The sequence below is a fragment of the Sphingorhabdus sp. genome (assembly GCF_044239665.1).
GTDB lineage: Bacteria > Pseudomonadota > Alphaproteobacteria > Sphingomonadales > Sphingomonadaceae > Sphingorhabdus_B.
The window spans coordinates 55,882-71,028 of the sequence record NZ_JBIIBA010000001.1 but is presented as its reverse complement, the minus strand read 5'-3'; the positions used below and the strand labels follow the sequence as shown (position 1 = coordinate 71,028).

Here is a 15,147-nt window from a genome sequence, read left to right as displayed (position 1 = left end):
TTCTTGATTTGTTCTGTTAATTATCGGGCATGGCAAAAGCAAAGCGCAAATATGTGTGTCAGGCATGCGGTTCGGAATCCAACCGCTGGCAGGGGCAGTGCGACGATTGCGGCGAATGGAACACCTTGGCGGAAGAGGCCAAGGCCACTGTTTTTGAGCTAAAGCATCATTTGCACTCGGGCGGGCGTGCGGTTGAATTGTCCGGATTGAACACGGACATTAAACTGCCTGAACGTGCCTCGACGGGCATATCCGAATTCGACCGCGCTTTGGGTGGCGGGCTTGTGCCGGGCTCGGCAACCTTGCTTGGTGGTGATCCGGGCATTGGTAAGTCGACCTTATTGTTACAAGCCGCCGCGAACCTCGCGCGGCGCGGCCTGTCTGTTGCGTATATTTCCGGCGAAGAAGCGGTCGACCAAGTGCGCCTGCGTGCCCGTCGGCTGGGCCTTGGCGATGCGCCGGTGCAGCTGGCTGCTGCAACCTCTGTGCGCGATATATTGACGACGATGGCCCAAGGCGCGCCGCCCGCTTTATTGGTCATCGATTCCATTCAGACCATGCACAGTGACCTCATCGAAGGCGCACCGGGCACGGTCAGCCAGGTCCGCGCATCGGCGCAAGAGCTTATCCGTTTTGCCAAGGAACGCGGCACGGCGTTGATGCTTGTCGGCCATGTTACCAAGGACGGGACGATCGCCGGACCCCGCGTGCTGGAACATATGGTCGACACCGTATTGTCGTTCGAAGGCGAACGCAGCCATCAATATCGCATTTTGCGTGCGTCCAAAAACCGCTTTGGCGGGACAGACGAAATCGGTGTGTTTGCGATGGTAGAAGAAGGCTTGACCGAGGTTGGTAATCCAAGCGCCTTGTTCCTGACCGACCGGGCCGAACAGGTTACGGGGGCAACGGTGTTTCCGGCGTTGGAGGGGACGCGGCCAGTGCTGGTGGAAATACAGGCGCTGACCGTGCGGCTATCCAGTGGCGCAACACCGCGCCGCGCCGTTGTGGGCTGGGACAGTGGCCGCCTTGCGATGATATTGGCGGTGCTGGAGGCGCGATGTGGCCTAAGCTTTTCAACCGCTGAGGTCTATCTCAACATCGCCGGCGGCTATCGCATTTCCGACCCCGCTGCCGATCTTGCGGTGGCGGCGGCGCTGGTTTCGGCTTTGGCGGAACGGCCATTGCCGTCCGATGCGGTATTGTTCGGTGAAGTCGCCTTGTCCGGTGAAATCCGTCCCGTCGCCCATGGTGCGTTGCGACTGAAGGAATCGGCGAAGCTCGGGTTTAGCCGCGCATTGGTGCCGCCGTCGGTGAAAGGTCAGGCGGGTATTTCAACGCAAGAGTTCCGCACGCTTGCCAATCTCGTTGACCATATGCTGGGACGTCCCTAAATCTCATATAGGTGGTTGCAGGGGCGTTGAAATAGGACGCGCGCTGCCTTTGAATCTCGACGCATTTACGTAATTGGGGCAACAGGAATAGATGACCGCACTCGATATTATCGTCTTTTTCATGTTGGGCAGCGGGGCCGTGTTCGGCGCGCTGCGCGGCTTTGTGCAAGAGACTTTGTCGATGATCGCATGGGTGCTGATTATCTTGGCTGTTCGTATGTTCCACGCGCCCGCGACTGCGGCTTTGGCAGAGGCGGTGGGTTCTGACTCCGGGGCTGCTGTGCTCGCCTTTTTGGCGCTGGTCATCGTGATTTTTGCATTGGGTAAATGGATTGCGAAATCAATTGGCGCAAGATCGCGCAAGTCCGTGCTTGGTCCGATTGACCGTGTCCTTGGTTTTGGCTTTGGTATGGTGAAGGGTCTCATCATCGCGACCCTCATTTTCCTGCTGTTGGCGATGGCATTTGATTTAATCTATGGCGCGGATGAAGAGCGACCCGAGTGGATGACCAGTTCGCGCACCTATCCTCTGCTCAACGCCAGCGGGGATGCGTTGTCCGAATTTGTCCGCGAACAACGCCTCGCTGCCGATAGTGGCACGGAAGCGGCAAACTGATGGACTCAGCGCTCTACAATCGCGACATCTTGCGGTTGGCGACGTCTTTGGTCGCTGAACATCGCTTATTAGAGCCAGATGGCAGTGCCGAAGTGCGTTCGCCCTTATGCGGCAGCCGCATTCAAGCGGATGTTGTGACGGACGCAGAGGGCATATTGCGCGGCCTTGCCCTGCGCGCCAATGCCTGCGCCCTTGGGCAGGCATCTGCGGCTATTTTGACGCACAACGCCATTGGGACAGCTATGACCGAAATTGCCAAATTGCGCGATGGCGTGGCGCAGGCGTTGCAGCGGGAGGGCGACATGCCAAGCTGCTGGCCTGAACTCGCCTTGCTGGCCGCCGCATGTGATTATCCGTCGCGTCATGCCGCGATCTTATTGCCTTTTGACGCGATCCTTGCTGCTGCCGTGCAGGCCAAAGAGAAAAGCTGATGGAAACCGCGCCACACCATCTTGTCGCTGATGTCATGTTAGGCGGGGTGGTGTTGCTCGGCGCGGCACTGTTGGCGGTTTTGATTTTCAGACGTCTCGGCCTTGGCGCGGTGCTTGGCTATTTGGTCGCGGGCATTGCCATTGGGCCCGATGGCCTTGCGTTGATTGACTCACCAGAAACCATATTGGCCTATTCCGAAATCGGTATCATCTTGCTGCTGTTCCTCGTCGGGCTTGAGCTATCGCCGAGCAGGCTGTGGCTGTTGCGGCGCGACATCCTGCTTTTTGGGCCGTTGCAGGTCATTTTATGTGGGCTTGGCATGTTTGCCGTCATCCATTTCGCAATGCCCAGCTTTAGCTGGCAAGCCGCCTTAGTCCTTGGGCTTCCATTGGCCTTGTCTTCCACTGCGCAGGTGCTGCCCTTGCTGCAATCGCGCGGCCGGATGAAGACCGATTATGGCGAAAAAAGCTTTTCCATATTGTTGTTTCAGGACATTTCCATTGTCCCTTTGCTGACCATCGTTGCCGCTTTGTCGCGCGCGCCTGCCGAAGAAGGCGCGATTGGGGGATGGTATCTGGTATTATATGCCGTGTTGGCGATTGCCGGCTTGGTGTTGGCCGGCCGCTATCTGCTATCGCCGCTGTTGCGCTTGGTCGGCAAGATTTCAGAGCGCGAACTGTTCATCGTCACTGGCTTATTCACCGTCTGCGTCAGCGCCGCGGTGATGCAGGCGATTGGCGTTTCGCCAGCCTTGGGCGCATTTGTCGCGGGCGTTATGTTGGCGGAATCACCCTATCGGCATGAGTTGGAGGCCGACATTGATCCGTTCCGTTCAATCTTGCTCGGTCTGTTTTTCCTCGCGGTTGGCATGTTGCTCGACGTTGATGTCATTCTTTCGCGGCCCTTTTTCGTCGCGGGTCTGGCGCTGGCGCTGATCACGGTCAAGATCGCCGTCATCTATGCGCTTGGTCGGGGCTTTGGCCTTCAAAACAAGCCGTCGATCATCATGGCGATGCTGTTGAGCCAAGGTGGTGAATTCGCCTTTGTGTTGTTTGCCGCCGCGCAGCAGGCCCTGTTGATTGAACCGGAGGCGGCGAGCCTGTTTGGCGCCGTCGTCACCTTATCGATGGCAACGACGCCGTTCCTGATGATCTTTGCCGGCAAGCTTGCGGCGCGAAAGGTCAAGGGCGATGTCGCGCTTGATGACCCGGAATTGGCGTCACAAGCCAATGTCATCATCGTAGGGCATGGACGTTTCGGACAGCAGGTATCGCAGATCATGCAGGCGGCGGGACGATCAGTCACGTTGATTGATATCAACCCGCAGACCATCGACCTTAGCGGTGACTTTGGTTTCAAGGTTTTTTATGGGGATGGCACACGTGTCGACTTGCTGAAGCGGGCAGGGGGCGAAGACGCCCAAGCGATATTCTTCTGTATTGATGACCGGTACATGACTGCAGAATCGTTGACGCCTGTGCGCGAAACATTCCCGCGCACAAAATTGTTCGTGCGCGCTTATGGGCGCGAGCAGGCTTTGTTATTGATGCAGGATGCGGGCATCAGCATCATGCGTGAGCTATTTGAATCCTCAATCCGTATGTCTGCGGACGCGCTGAAATATTTTGGAACGGATCGTGCGAAGATCCACGACATTCTCTTAGAGTTCCGGCGGCGTGACCAAAGCCGCCTGAAAGCGCAGTTCACGAGCGGCGATATGCATGCTGGAACCCGCCACAGTTTCGGCGGCGATGGTTCCGATGACTTTCCGATTGCCGATGATTAAACGTCGCTGTCGAGGAATGCGGCAACGTCGTCCAGTGCGACATCTTTGGACAAAAATGTGTGCCCGATACCGCGCGCGAGCAAAAAGGGCAGCGTGCCTCCGCTCATTTTCTTGTCATGCCGCATATAGTCGACCAATGCCGCACCATTGGCAGTGACACCCGCTTCGGATAAAGTCGTGGGCAGGCCGGCCCGTTTTAGAAGCGCTGTAACCCGCATGCCGTCATCCGCAGGACACAGGCCCAGTCGTACCGAATATCGAAAGGCTAAGGCCATGCCGGCGGCGACCGCTTCGCCATGAAATAGCCGGTCGGAAAAACCTGTGTCCGCCTCCAGCGCATGGCCAAAAGTGTGGCCCAGGTTTAACAGCGCCCGTGTGCCGGTGCGCTCGGTTTCGTCGGCGGCGACGATCCGCGCCTTGGACTGCACGGACCGGATAATGGCCTGCGCGCGGATATCTGGATCGCCTGCAAAAAAACTGTCGAGATTATCCGCGCAAAACGCAAAAAAGGCCGGGTCGTCGATCAGGCCGTATTTCACGATCTCGGCAAATCCCGCTGTAAGTTGGCGGGTGGGAAGGGTTGAAAGTATCTCTGGATCGATGAGGACCAAAGCAGGCTGATGAAACGCCCCGACCAGATTTTTGCCTGCTGCGCTATTGATGGCGGTCTTGCCGCCAACGCTGCTGTCGACTTGGGCAAGCAAGGTCGTGGGTATCTGCACAAAGGGGCAGCCGCGTTTGATGATATGCGCGGCAAAGCCGGTAATGTCCCCCACCACGCCGCCGCCCAGCGCGACGATATGGTCGCTGCGTTCCACATGCTGTTCCAGCAACCAATCCGTCAGTCTTTCCAACTGCACCCAGCTTTTCCCTGCTTCACCAGCGGGCAGAATGAAATGCGCGCATGAAATGCCCGCACTGCTTAATGTCGCTGCAAACTGCGGCAGAACGGCGTGCGCGACATTTTCGTCGGTTACCACAAGCAAGCGGCTGTCGCGGGCATAAGACCGAAGAATAGCACCGACATCGGCCAGCAATCCGGCGCGGACATGAATGTCATAAGGGCTATTTGACAGGTCAACGGGTATCACGGTCATGCGCAAAGGGCCTTTAATATGTTTTCAACGGTCCGCCCATGCGGCGAGGTATCGCTACGAATATGGATATTGGCTGCAGCGTATAAGGGGTTACGCACCGTACCAAGATCGGTCAGGACAGTCACTGGATCCTTGCCTTTCAACAAAGGGCGGTGGTTGCGTCGCGACACACGGTCGGCCAGCACATGGACATCGGCATTAAGCCAGATGGATGTCGCGCGTTCCAATATGAGTGCGCGGGTTTCGTCGTTGACGAAAGCGCCGCCGCCCGTCGCAATGACCTTCGGTGCGCCTTCAATCAGCCGGGCAATGACACGGCGTTCACCATCCCGAAAATAGGCCTCACCAAATTTTGCGAATATTTCTGTAATCGACAGACCCGCTGCCTTTTCAATTTCGTCATCGGCATCGACAAAAGGCGTATGGAGGCGGTCGGCGAGCCGTTTTCCGATGCTGGTTTTACCAACGCCCATCATCCCGACAAGCACCACCGGACGGTCAATGACCAAGGCGGCTTGCATGCCAGATTTACGTTTTTTGGGTTCGAGATGTTCAGCCATGACGATATCGCCTATATATCGCCTTGGCGTCAGCCGAAAGCAGTTTGCCGCTTTTCAGATTTTTCGTGTAAATACAGGATGATATGCTCGGCAAATTGGCATATTTTCGTGAAATGCCGTTTTTGCGGTTTCTATCGGTTGCGGCAAGGGGCATAGGCTTGCTATTCTCAGCAGAGGGTTGCGGCAATGGCAACGGATGATAATGGACATAGCGTATTGCTGTTCGCAGATATGGAAACAGGTTCGCATCATTGACTGACAAGATATCAAAACGCGGCCTTTTGGTTGCCAGTGCTCTGGTCTTGGCATTTGCTTTGCCTGCGCTTGGGCAGCAGGGGCCTGAATCTTTGTTGCCAGAGGGCTTTGGCGATCCAGCACCCCCGCCGACGCCTGTCGCAGGCCGACCCACGCCGAATGTGCCCGGATCTTCGAATGACGCGGCGCCTGCTACCCCTTTGACGGGGGATGAAAGCGCGACGGAAGAGGAAGCGGAAGAAGAGCCAGAATTGGCCGTCCGTTTTGATGTGCCACCGTCCGCGCGCCAGTCTTTAAACGATATCGGGATTTTATCCGAAGCGTCAGGCGGATTTCCGGCGGACTCTTTTGGTGCGTTGGATGGGACTTTTCTCCGCCAGATAATGGAGCGGACATCTGGGCCTATTGCCTCGCGCTGGGGCACGATCATGGCGCGGCGCTTACTTGCCAGCCGCACCAACACGCCAACCGGTGTCAACGGCGCGGATTGGACAGCGGAGCGCGCGTGGTTGTTGCTGCGGATGGGCGACTCGGTCGTGGCGCGCAACCTTGTTCAGCAGGTGGATGGTGCAGATTATACAAAACGCCTCCATGAGGTCGCGATGCAAGCCTATCTGGCCAATGGCGATTTGGCCGGCATGTGCCCAATTACCGAAAGCGGCGTGCGCCTTGTGAACAATGGCCGCTGGAAAATGACGCGTGCCATTTGTGCGTCTTTGGCGGGAGAGCAAGGCAGCGCGACGGCATTTATCAATCAGGGCCGCTACCAAGGTTGGGTGCGCGGCGTCGATTATCTCTTGGCTGAAAAAGCGGTCGGGGCCGGCATTAATGGGCGGCGTTCGGTGAAAATCGAATGGGAAAATGTGGAAGGCATGAACCCTTGGCGCTTCGGTTTCTCTGCGGCTGTGGGTCTTGAACCCCCGGAACGCTTATTTGCCAACACGGGGCGTCAGGTCGATGGTTGGCGGGTGCAACTGCCGATGTTTACGCCGACAGTCCGGGCCAAATATGCATCCAATGCGGCGGCGCTTGGTATATTGTCGAACCGGAATATGGTCGATCTTTATGCGCAGGTCCTTGATGATCCGGACGCGCCCGACGCTGTGCGGGCACGGGCGGAAAACCTCGGCAATGCGTACATCGCATCAGGTGAAGATGACAGGGTTGCGGCCATGACGTCTTTATGGACCACGGCGGCCGCTGGCGCGGACTATCACGCTTCGTTGGTGATGACCGCGCGGGCGGCTGCGCTGATCGTGCCAGATGCCGATCATCAGGCAGAGGCGGATCGGCTGATTTCTTCCATGCTGACGGCTGGTCTTGACCGCTCCGCCGCGCGATGGATTGACGTTGTGGCGGATGGATCGCTGGGTTGGGCGCTGGTGACACTGGCGGCTCCTGGACGGGTAGCGCCCGCTGATTATGGTAGCCTTGACGATTTTTTTGGTAATGATGAGAGCATCGACGGACATAAATCGCGGCTTTTGCTTGCCGGCTTGTCGGGGCTTGGCCGTATCGAAACCGATGCACGCAGGGAGTTTGCAAGCGACCTCAAAGTCAATATTTCCCGGCAAACTCCATGGTCAAAGGCGATAACCGCTGCCGCCGGACGTGGCGAGCAGGGCACGGTTGCGTTGATGGCGATGGCTGCGCTGCAGGCGCCTTCATGGTCGGCTGTGCCCACCCATCATCTATATCATATCGTCCGTTCCTTGCGTCAGGTCGGTTTGGAGGCTGAAGCTCGGATGATTGCCGCCGAAGCTGTCACTTTTGCCTGACTATATGCCAATCACGATCGTCAGCCAGCAATGAGCTTACCCGACCGTGATCTGATTGCGCGTTTTCTAGAGATGTTGGCAGCAGAGCAGGGCGTCGCCAAGAATACGCTTTTGGCATATCAAAGCGACTTGATGTCGGCATCCGGCCTTTTGCATGGGCAACTGGCGGTGGCTGGGCCTGATGCGCTTGTGGAACTGGCACGCCAATGGCGCGACCTTGCCAACAGTTCGGTAGCGCGCAAGGCATCGGCATTAAGACGTTTTTTTGCGTTTCTGCATGAGGAGGGCTTTCGCGCCGACAACCCATCGGCGGCGCTGCCAAAGCCAGCACAGATGCGGCCCTTGCCTAAAATTCTGGATATAGACGAAGTAGACACCTTGTTTGCGGTGATTGCAGATAAGCTTGCGCAGCCGCATATGATATCGAGTGATTACCGGCTGTCGGCGCTGATTGAGCTGCTGTACGGTTCAGGGCTGCGTGCGACTGAATTGGTCGCCTTGCCGCGAAATGCGGTGGTATCTGATAGGCCGTTCATCATCGTAAAAGGCAAAGGCGACAAGGAACGCTTGATCCCCATTTCCAACCGTGCGCGCCAAGCGGTAAGTGCTTGGTTGGATTTTGTTCCTGAAAAATCGCGTTTTCTCTTTCCGTCGCGCGGGGGACATATCAGCCGTATTCGTCTGTTCCAGATCATTAAGGACCTTGCCGCGCATGCAGGGCTGGACCCGGCAAAAGTCAGCCCCCATGTCCTGCGGCATGCCTTTGCGACGCATCTTTTGGCGGGCGGCGCGAATCTGCGGGCGCTGCAGTCCATGCTGGGCCATGCGGACATCGCGACGACACAAATTTACACGCATGTGGACAGCAGCAAGCTTGTCGAACTGGTCAATCGGCGTCACCCATTGGCAACGCGCACATTGACCCGTCGCGCCTGAGGCTCTAACCCGCAGGCATGATGGTATATCTCGATTTTGAAAAGCCGGTTGCTGCGCTCGAAGCGCGCATCCTTGAATTGCAAGATGCTGCGCGTGACAGCGACGTTGATGCGGGCGCCGAAATCGCCAAGTTGCGCGGCAAGGCGGACAAGCAGTTGAAGGATACTTATGCCAATTTGACGGCATGGCAAAAAACGCAAGTCGCACGGCATCCCGAACGTCCCCATTTCAAACATTATATCGAAGCGATGTTCACAGACTTCATGCCCTTGGCAGGGGATCGCGCCTTTGGCGACGATCAAGCGATCATTGGTGGTCTTGGCCGCTTAAATGGCCGCCGCGTGATGGTTATTGGGCATGAAAAAGGCGACGACACGCAAAGCCGCCTGCGCCATAATTTCGGCATGGGCAAGCCCGAGGGCTATCGCAAGGCTATTCGCCTGATGGAACTTGCGGATCGGTTCGGCATTCCGGTGGTGAGTTTGGTCGATACGTCGGGCGCGTTTCCAGGCATTCAGGCCGAAGAACGCGGGCAGGCAGAGGCAATTGCCCGTTCCACCGAAACCTGCCTGGCGCTGGGCGTGCCGATGATTGCCTGCATCGTGGGTGAGGGCGGTTCGGGCGGTGCCGTTGCACTGGCGGCTGCTGACCGCATCTTGATGTTTCAATATGCCGTCTATTCGGTGATCTCGCCCGAAGGTTGCGCCTCGATTTTGTGGCGCACGGGCGACAAGGCGGCCGACGCTGCACAAGCGATGAAAATGACGGCAGATGACCTAAAAGCGCTGCGCATCATTGACCGGATTGTGCCAGAACCCGTCGGTGGCGCGCATCGCGACCATGGCATGGCTGCGGCCGCGCTTGCGACTGCGATAGATGAGGAGTTGGACGCATTGTCCGGTTTCTCGTCTAAAGAACTACTTCAACAGCGGCGCGCAAAATTCTTGTCCATGGGCGCCTAAGTTTTTCGCACGATAGACAGTTGATACGCTTTAAAATTTCGACGCGTTGAAACTTAATCGGCTAAACGGGGTTCGGTGAATCTAGGCAGGAATTTTATGCGGTTTTCGAAAACGCTTCTCATTACGAGCGCTGCAATTTTCGGACTAGGCGTCATCGGCAGTCCTATTCCCGCCGACGCACAGTCGCGAACAGCAGGTCCCGCGGTTCCCAAGCCCTTTACCGCCCAAGAAAAAAATCAGGGCGCCAAATATCACACAGAAATTTTGAAAGAATTTGGCGGACCCATGCAAAGTCCGCAAACCGCTTATGTCGTGCGCGTTGGCAAGAATATTGCCATGCAATCGGGACTTGGAAACGCGCAAAGCGATTTTAACGTCACATTGCTTAATTCGTCGGTGAACAACGCATTCGCGCTCCCCGGTGGCTATGTCTACATCACGCGCCAACTAGTTGCCTTGAGCAATGATGAAGCCGAAATGGCGGGCGTTCTGGGCCATGAGGTCGGGCACACCGCAGCGCGGCATAGTGAAAAGCGCAAGAATAATGCCACGCTTGCTGGCCTTTTGGGTGTAGGTGGCAGCATATTGGGGGCAGTGCTCGGTAATTCGGGTGGCTTATTGGGGGCGCTGGGCGGCGGATTACAGCAATATGCAGGTCCGTTGGCACAAGTTTTCTCACTTAAATATTCGCGCACGCAAGAAGAGGAGGCCGATGATTACGGTATCCGCTATCTTAGCAAAGCCGGATATGACCCAAGCGCAATGGCGTCGATGCTCAATTCCTTGGCATTGCAGACCAATGTGGACACGCAGGTGGCTGGCCTGGCCGATAACCGCGTTCCAGAGTGGGCAAGCACCCATCCTGACCCAGCAAGGCGCGTTTCGCGCGCGGCATCGCGGTCCAAAAGCTATCCCGCCAGCAGCTTGCGTAATGCGGACGCCCATTTGGCGGCCATTGACGGCATGTTGTACGGCGATGACCCCGCGCAAGGTGTGGTCGAAGGGCAAGATTTCCGGCATCCGCAACTGATGATGCAGTTCACCGCGCCTTATGGCTTTGGCATGCAAAACAGCAGTGATGCGGTGACAATTAACGGCAATAGCGGGAAAGCCATATTCACCAGCGGGGCGTTTGATGGCAATCGTAGCAGCTATATCGCCAAAGCGTTAAAGGCGGTGTCGGGCGACAGTGGAACCATTCCGGCGGGGGAAATCCGGCGAACGACGGTGAACGATATCCCGGCTTTTTATACCAATGCCGTCGTGAATACGCAGCAGGGGCAACGCGTGGTTTCGGTGTTCGCCTATGAATGGGCGCCGGGCACGGCCTATCATTTCGTCACGATCACGGCGAGCAACGCCAACCCATTTGACCGAATGTTTGCCAGCATGGCGCGTCTGACCGCTGCGCAAGCCGCGACCGTAAAACCACGTAAGCTGCGCGTTGTTACCGCAGGGCCACAAGATAATGTCGCATCGCTTGCGGCGCGCATGGCTTATTCGTCTTTGCAGACCGAACGCTTTAGGGCGCTGAACGGTTTGTCATCCAACGCAACCATTCGCGCTGGGCAGAAGCTGAAAATTGTGACCTATTGAACGAAAAAAGCGGGGACCGTGAAGTCCCCGCTTTTGTGCCTAGCGTCAAAACGCAAATATCGTCTGAAAGTAACTATCCCGCAGCAGCTTATGGTGTTCGTGCATCCACGAGTTCGTCACTTACATTCCCAAAGGTTGAGGACAATTCGTCGCCAAGTGTCCCCATTGTAGTAATGGCGGCAACAGCGATTAAGGCGGCGATCAAGCCATATTCAATTGCAGTCGCGCCGTCTTCATTTTTGAAGATTTTTGTGCTAAGTTTCATTTTTGGTCTCCAGTCTATTCTATACACTCGGGCGACTCTTTGAAAAAAGTCGTCGCAGCATAAATAAATGATAAATGTTTAATATTTAGTTAATGTAAAAACTAATTATTATTTTTGATGAAATTACTTGATATAATATTCCATATATCATCATTATGTATTGAAACCTGCGTTAATGACGCAATAATTCCAATAACAATTATTGAAGATATCAAACTATATTCTACAGATGCCGTGCCCTGGTCGCATTTTTTTATGCAACGAATTAATTCCAACATGACCGGTCTCACTTCATTCCCTGGTTGCGAGCTCGGTTAAAATGTCACACATAAGTTAACAAAAGCTTGCGGCGTGACGGGGATATGGAAATTAGTCGGAATATATTGTTCGTAGTTGCTGCCGCGTTGACCAATGACAGGGGTGAAATCCTCCTGCAGCAGCGTCCTATGCATGCCCAAATGGGCGGCTTATGGGAGTTTCCCGGCGGCAAAGTAGATATTGGCGAAACGCCGGAAATAGCTCTTGTGCGAGAGTTGGAGGAGGAGCTGGGCATTATCGTTGCCGCGCAGGATTTGGTGCCGGAAACCTTCGCCAGCGAACCATTGGGCGAGCGAAATCTTGTGCTTCTGCTCTATCGTTGCACCACATGGTCGGGTGTGCCTACTGCAATTTATGCGTCCGATATTCAATGGACTTTGCCGCAAGACATGGCGGATTTGCCTATGCCCCCCGCCGATTATCCGCTGGTCCGCAAGCTTCAGGGCATTTAGGGTTAGGGCCCAAGGTCCTGACCCTAGCCCGCTGGATCCTTGGACAATATGTCCGCGAGCGAAACCTGACCGCTTCCCCTTTTGGCCGGTCGCGGTTGGTTTTCGGACGGTGCCCAGCCGCTTAAATAGATATGCGCAAAGCTTTCGGTAACCTTGCCCTGCGCATCGGCACGGGCGGCAAAGGCATGATCGAGCCGTGCGGGCATGGCTTTGCCCAGATAATTACGCGGGCCGGCAAGCGCATTGCCAACGCCAGCGTCCCTTATGTCTGATATGATGGAGCGCCAGTTACCATAACGTACGGTCGAGATGTCCTGATCCGCGACAGGCAAAGTGAAGCCAGCGCGCACGATGAGGTCCGCCGCGCTGCGCAGGTCGATCTGCGGGTGGATATGCGGGGTAACCCGATCGGCATCCGCCTCCAGTAACATCGCCTTGAGCGTTCCCAAAGTGCCAGCGCCAAACATATGGCCAAGGAATAACCCGTCGGGCCGCAAGAGGCGGCGGATTTGAATCAGCGCACCGGGAAGATCGTTGACGCTATCCAGTGTTCCTGCCGAAATCACTAGATCAAAGCTGCCGGGCGTGAAGGGTAAGCGGTCTTCTTCCAATGCAACTGGCGCATCATCCGCCGCGCCTGCCCCAGCCTTTGCCTCCGCCGCTGCATCGCGAAGCGGGGCAAGGGTGCAGGTGACATTGGGTGGCAGGATTTCCCCCTGCCAGCGCCCGATAGGGCCAAGGATCAAGGCGTGTTCGAACGTGCGCGTCACCGCAGACAGTCGCTCTGCCATATCTTGTGCGATATGGTGCCACAGGAAATGATCTCCCGCGCGCCCAGCGCCCCGCGCGCGCAGGGCATGACGACGGCGGCGGTCAAAAATTTCCGGTGGATTCACATCATTGTTCATTTGCGCCCTTGTGCAGCCCCAATCTTTGTCCGACAACTATGCTATGGCAAAAGGCAGCCACATTTTCCATAGCATGTTGAATTGGGTATTACCCGAACGCTGCCCCTGTTGCGGTACGATTACCGCAGCGGGCGGGCAGTTTTGTGTTTACTGCTGGCAAAAGTTGGAATTTCTGGGGCCACCTTGGTGCCGGGGATGCGCAACCCCCTTTGATTTTGACCGGGGGCCGGACGCCTATTGCGCGCCCTGCATCGCAAATCCGCCCCGACATGATGGCATTCGCGCCGCGGTAAAATATGATGATTTGTCGGCGCAAGTGGCGCTCCGGCTAAAATATGGCGGTAAAATCGGCTTGGCGCGTGTCATTGCGCAGCATTTATTGCGCCATGTGCCGGAGGAGACGGACCAGCTGATCATTACGCCCGTGCCATTGCATTGGACACGGATATGGTCCCGCAGTTTCAACCAATCGGCGTTGATCGGCAAACAGCTCGCAGCCTTAACGGGCATCGCCTTCGCACCCGATATATTATTACGGCATAAGCGCACGCCCAGCATGCGGGGGCTGGACCACAAACGCCGCAGACAGGCGGTGGCTAGCGCCTTTGCCTTGCATCCAAAATATAAAGGCAGATTGAAGGGACGAAAAATCATCCTGATCGATGACGTCCTGACTACAGGTGCAACCAGCGACGGCTGCGTCGCGGTGCTGAAACGTGGCGGCGCGGACTGGGTGCAATTATTTTGCTGGGCGCGGGCTTTGCGCGGCGGCAGCACGCAAGCAGACGCGGCGATATCGTTCGACGCTTGACTTGCAGGGCGGGGAACACCATTTCTACGACATGACCGCAAATGTTGAAATCTACACCAAATTCGCGTGCCCTTATTGTGTGCGGGCCAAGCATCTTTTGGACAGCAAAGGCGTCACCTATACCGAATATGACGTCACGATGGGCGGGGCAAAACGCGCTGAGATGGTCGCACGTGCGCCGGGCGCCCAAACCGTGCCGCAGATTTTCATCAATGATGTCGCGATTGGCGGGTCGGATGATCTGCGCGCGCTCGATGCCCAGGGAAAGCTGGATGGCTTGCTGGGAGTTGGCGGCGCCCAATGATCACATTTGACCTGAATTGCAGCAACGGGCACCAGTTCGAAGGCTGGTTTGCGTCCTCTGCGGATTTTGAGGCGCAGAAATCCGGCGGCATGCTTATATGCCCAACGTGCAATGACGGCAGAATTCAAAAGGCGCTGTCGGTGCCCCATGTTCCGCGCAAGGGCAACCAACGGGTAGTGGCCTTGCCTACGGTGCCCACCGCATTGCCCGAAACAAACAGCGAGGCGCGCACCGAAGCACGCACCGAGGCACTGGCACCCGAAGTCCTGCCCCCTGCGATGGCAGAACTGGTCCAAAAATTGGCCCGTGCGCAATCCGAGATGCTGGATAAATCGCAATGGGTCGGCGGCAACTTTGCCGAAACCGCGCGCGCAATCCATTATGGCGAAGAACCCGAGCGCCTCATTCACGGCGAAACTAGCAGTAATGAGGCAAAGGCATTGGTCGAAGAAGGCATCGGCATTGCGCCCTTGCTGTTTCCGGTCGTCCCACCCTCGGCAAAAAATTGACCGTCCGATTACGCGCAGCTATGACCGTCGCCGCTGCACCCATAGCTCAGCAGGATAGAGCATCAGATTCCTAATCTGGGGGCCACTGGTTCGAATCCAGTTGGGTGCACCATTTGGGTCCTGACCTTAGGTGCTAAGCCACGAACAGGGATTTCCCCCTTCAGTTTG

At 56.4% G+C, this 15,147-nt stretch carries 16 protein-coding genes and 1 tRNA gene; 13 read left to right on the top strand and 4 right to left on the bottom strand.

Features of this window, described 5'->3' with window-relative positions:
• The first annotated feature begins 29 nt into the window (after positions 1-29).
• The 4 genes from radA (at position 30) to ACILP3_RS00355 (ending at position 4,228) form a co-directional block, all read left to right on the top strand.
• Positions 30-1,394, top strand: coding sequence for a DNA repair protein RadA (gene radA, locus ACILP3_RS00370; RefSeq protein WP_395614693.1), 1,365 nt, complete (start codon positions 30-32; stop codon positions 1,392-1,394).
• A 91-nt stretch (positions 1,395-1,485) separates the two neighbouring features.
• Positions 1,486-2,010, top strand: coding sequence for a CvpA family protein (locus ACILP3_RS00365; protein WP_395614692.1), 525 nt, complete (start codon positions 1,486-1,488; stop codon positions 2,008-2,010).
• Positions 2,010-2,441 carry an iron-sulfur cluster assembly scaffold protein gene (locus ACILP3_RS00360; RefSeq protein WP_395614691.1) on the top strand — a complete coding sequence of 144 codons (432 nt, stop codon included), beginning with the start codon at positions 2,010-2,012 and terminating at the stop codon, positions 2,439-2,441. Before ACILP3_RS00365 ends, ACILP3_RS00360 begins: the two co-directional genes overlap by 1 nt.
• On the top strand, positions 2,441-4,228 hold the full coding sequence (locus ACILP3_RS00355) for a monovalent cation:proton antiporter-2 (CPA2) family protein (protein ID WP_395614690.1): 1,788 nt from the start codon (positions 2,441-2,443) through the stop codon (positions 4,226-4,228). Before ACILP3_RS00360 ends, ACILP3_RS00355 begins: the two co-directional genes overlap by 1 nt.
• Here ACILP3_RS00355 and aroB read toward each other — a convergent pair.
• Both aroB and ACILP3_RS00345 read right to left on the bottom strand, forming a co-directional pair.
• Entirely contained in the window at positions 4,225-5,325 is a 1,101-nt protein-coding gene (gene aroB / locus ACILP3_RS00350) for a 3-dehydroquinate synthase (RefSeq protein ID WP_395614689.1), read from the bottom strand. The two genes, ACILP3_RS00355 and aroB, sit on opposite strands and share 4 nt — an antisense overlap.
• Positions 5,322-5,885, bottom strand: coding sequence for a shikimate kinase (locus tag ACILP3_RS00345; RefSeq protein ID WP_395614688.1), 564 nt, complete (start codon positions 5,883-5,885; stop codon positions 5,322-5,324). The genes aroB and ACILP3_RS00345 overlap by 4 nt, the downstream gene beginning before the upstream one ends.
• Before the next feature lie 251 nt (positions 5,886-6,136).
• Here ACILP3_RS00345 and ACILP3_RS00340 point away from each other — a divergent pair, with 251 nt between their 5' ends.
• From ACILP3_RS00340 to ACILP3_RS00325, 4 genes are all read left to right on the top strand, one after another.
• Positions 6,137-7,918, top strand: a complete 1,782-nt coding sequence (locus ACILP3_RS00340) for a hypothetical protein (protein ID WP_395614687.1) — start codon at positions 6,137-6,139, stop codon at positions 7,916-7,918.
• A gap of 30 nt (positions 7,919-7,948) precedes the next feature.
• Positions 7,949-8,854: a tyrosine recombinase gene (locus ACILP3_RS00335; protein ID WP_395614686.1), complete on the top strand. Its 906-nt coding sequence runs from the start codon at positions 7,949-7,951 to the stop codon at positions 8,852-8,854.
• A 17-nt stretch (positions 8,855-8,871) separates the two neighbouring features.
• The gene (locus tag ACILP3_RS00330) at positions 8,872-9,816 is read left to right on the top strand and encodes an acetyl-CoA carboxylase carboxyltransferase subunit alpha (RefSeq protein WP_395614685.1); all 945 of its coding nucleotides are present in this window, start codon (positions 8,872-8,874) and stop codon (positions 9,814-9,816) included.
• A gap of 285 nt (positions 9,817-10,101) precedes the next feature.
• Positions 10,102-11,412, top strand: a complete 1,311-nt coding sequence (locus ACILP3_RS00325) for a M48 family metalloprotease (RefSeq protein ID WP_395614684.1) — start codon at positions 10,102-10,104, stop codon at positions 11,410-11,412.
• A gap of 88 nt (positions 11,413-11,500) precedes the next feature.
• Here ACILP3_RS00325 and ACILP3_RS00320 read toward each other — a convergent pair whose 3' ends face one another.
• Complete coding sequence (locus ACILP3_RS00320; protein ID WP_395614683.1) at positions 11,501-11,677, bottom strand: Flp family type IVb pilin; 177 nt, start codon at positions 11,675-11,677, stop codon at positions 11,501-11,503.
• Positions 11,678-12,039: 362 nt separating this feature from the next.
• Here ACILP3_RS00320 and ACILP3_RS00315 point away from each other — a divergent pair, with 362 nt between their 5' ends.
• A complete protein-coding gene (locus ACILP3_RS00315; protein WP_395614682.1) occupies positions 12,040-12,447 on the top strand; it encodes a (deoxy)nucleoside triphosphate pyrophosphohydrolase in 408 nt (135 codons plus the stop codon).
• Positions 12,448-12,470: 23 nt separating this feature from the next.
• Here the strand turns inward: ACILP3_RS00315 and ACILP3_RS00310 are convergent, their stop codons facing one another.
• Positions 12,471-13,355, bottom strand: a complete 885-nt coding sequence (locus ACILP3_RS00310; RefSeq protein WP_395614681.1) for a class I SAM-dependent methyltransferase — start codon at positions 13,353-13,355, stop codon at positions 12,471-12,473.
• Positions 13,356-13,428: 73 nt separating this feature from the next.
• On the opposite strand from ACILP3_RS00310, the gene ACILP3_RS00305 reads away from it, so the two are divergent.
• From ACILP3_RS00305 to ACILP3_RS00290, 4 genes are all read left to right on the top strand, one after another.
• Positions 13,429-14,166, top strand: coding sequence for a ComF family protein (locus ACILP3_RS00305; protein WP_395614680.1), 738 nt, complete (start codon positions 13,429-13,431; stop codon positions 14,164-14,166).
• Positions 14,167-14,197: 31 nt separating this feature from the next.
• Positions 14,198-14,470, top strand: a complete 273-nt coding sequence (gene grxC / locus ACILP3_RS00300) for a glutaredoxin 3 (RefSeq protein WP_395614679.1) — start codon at positions 14,198-14,200, stop codon at positions 14,468-14,470.
• Positions 14,467-14,979 carry a DUF1178 family protein gene (locus tag ACILP3_RS00295; protein WP_395614678.1) on the top strand — a complete coding sequence of 171 codons (513 nt, stop codon included), beginning with the start codon at positions 14,467-14,469 and terminating at the stop codon, positions 14,977-14,979. The genes grxC and ACILP3_RS00295 overlap by 4 nt, the downstream gene beginning before the upstream one ends.
• Before the next feature lie 35 nt (positions 14,980-15,014).
• Positions 15,015-15,091 (top strand) — tRNA-Arg (locus tag ACILP3_RS00290).
• The last annotated feature ends 56 nt before the right edge of the window (positions 15,092-15,147 follow it).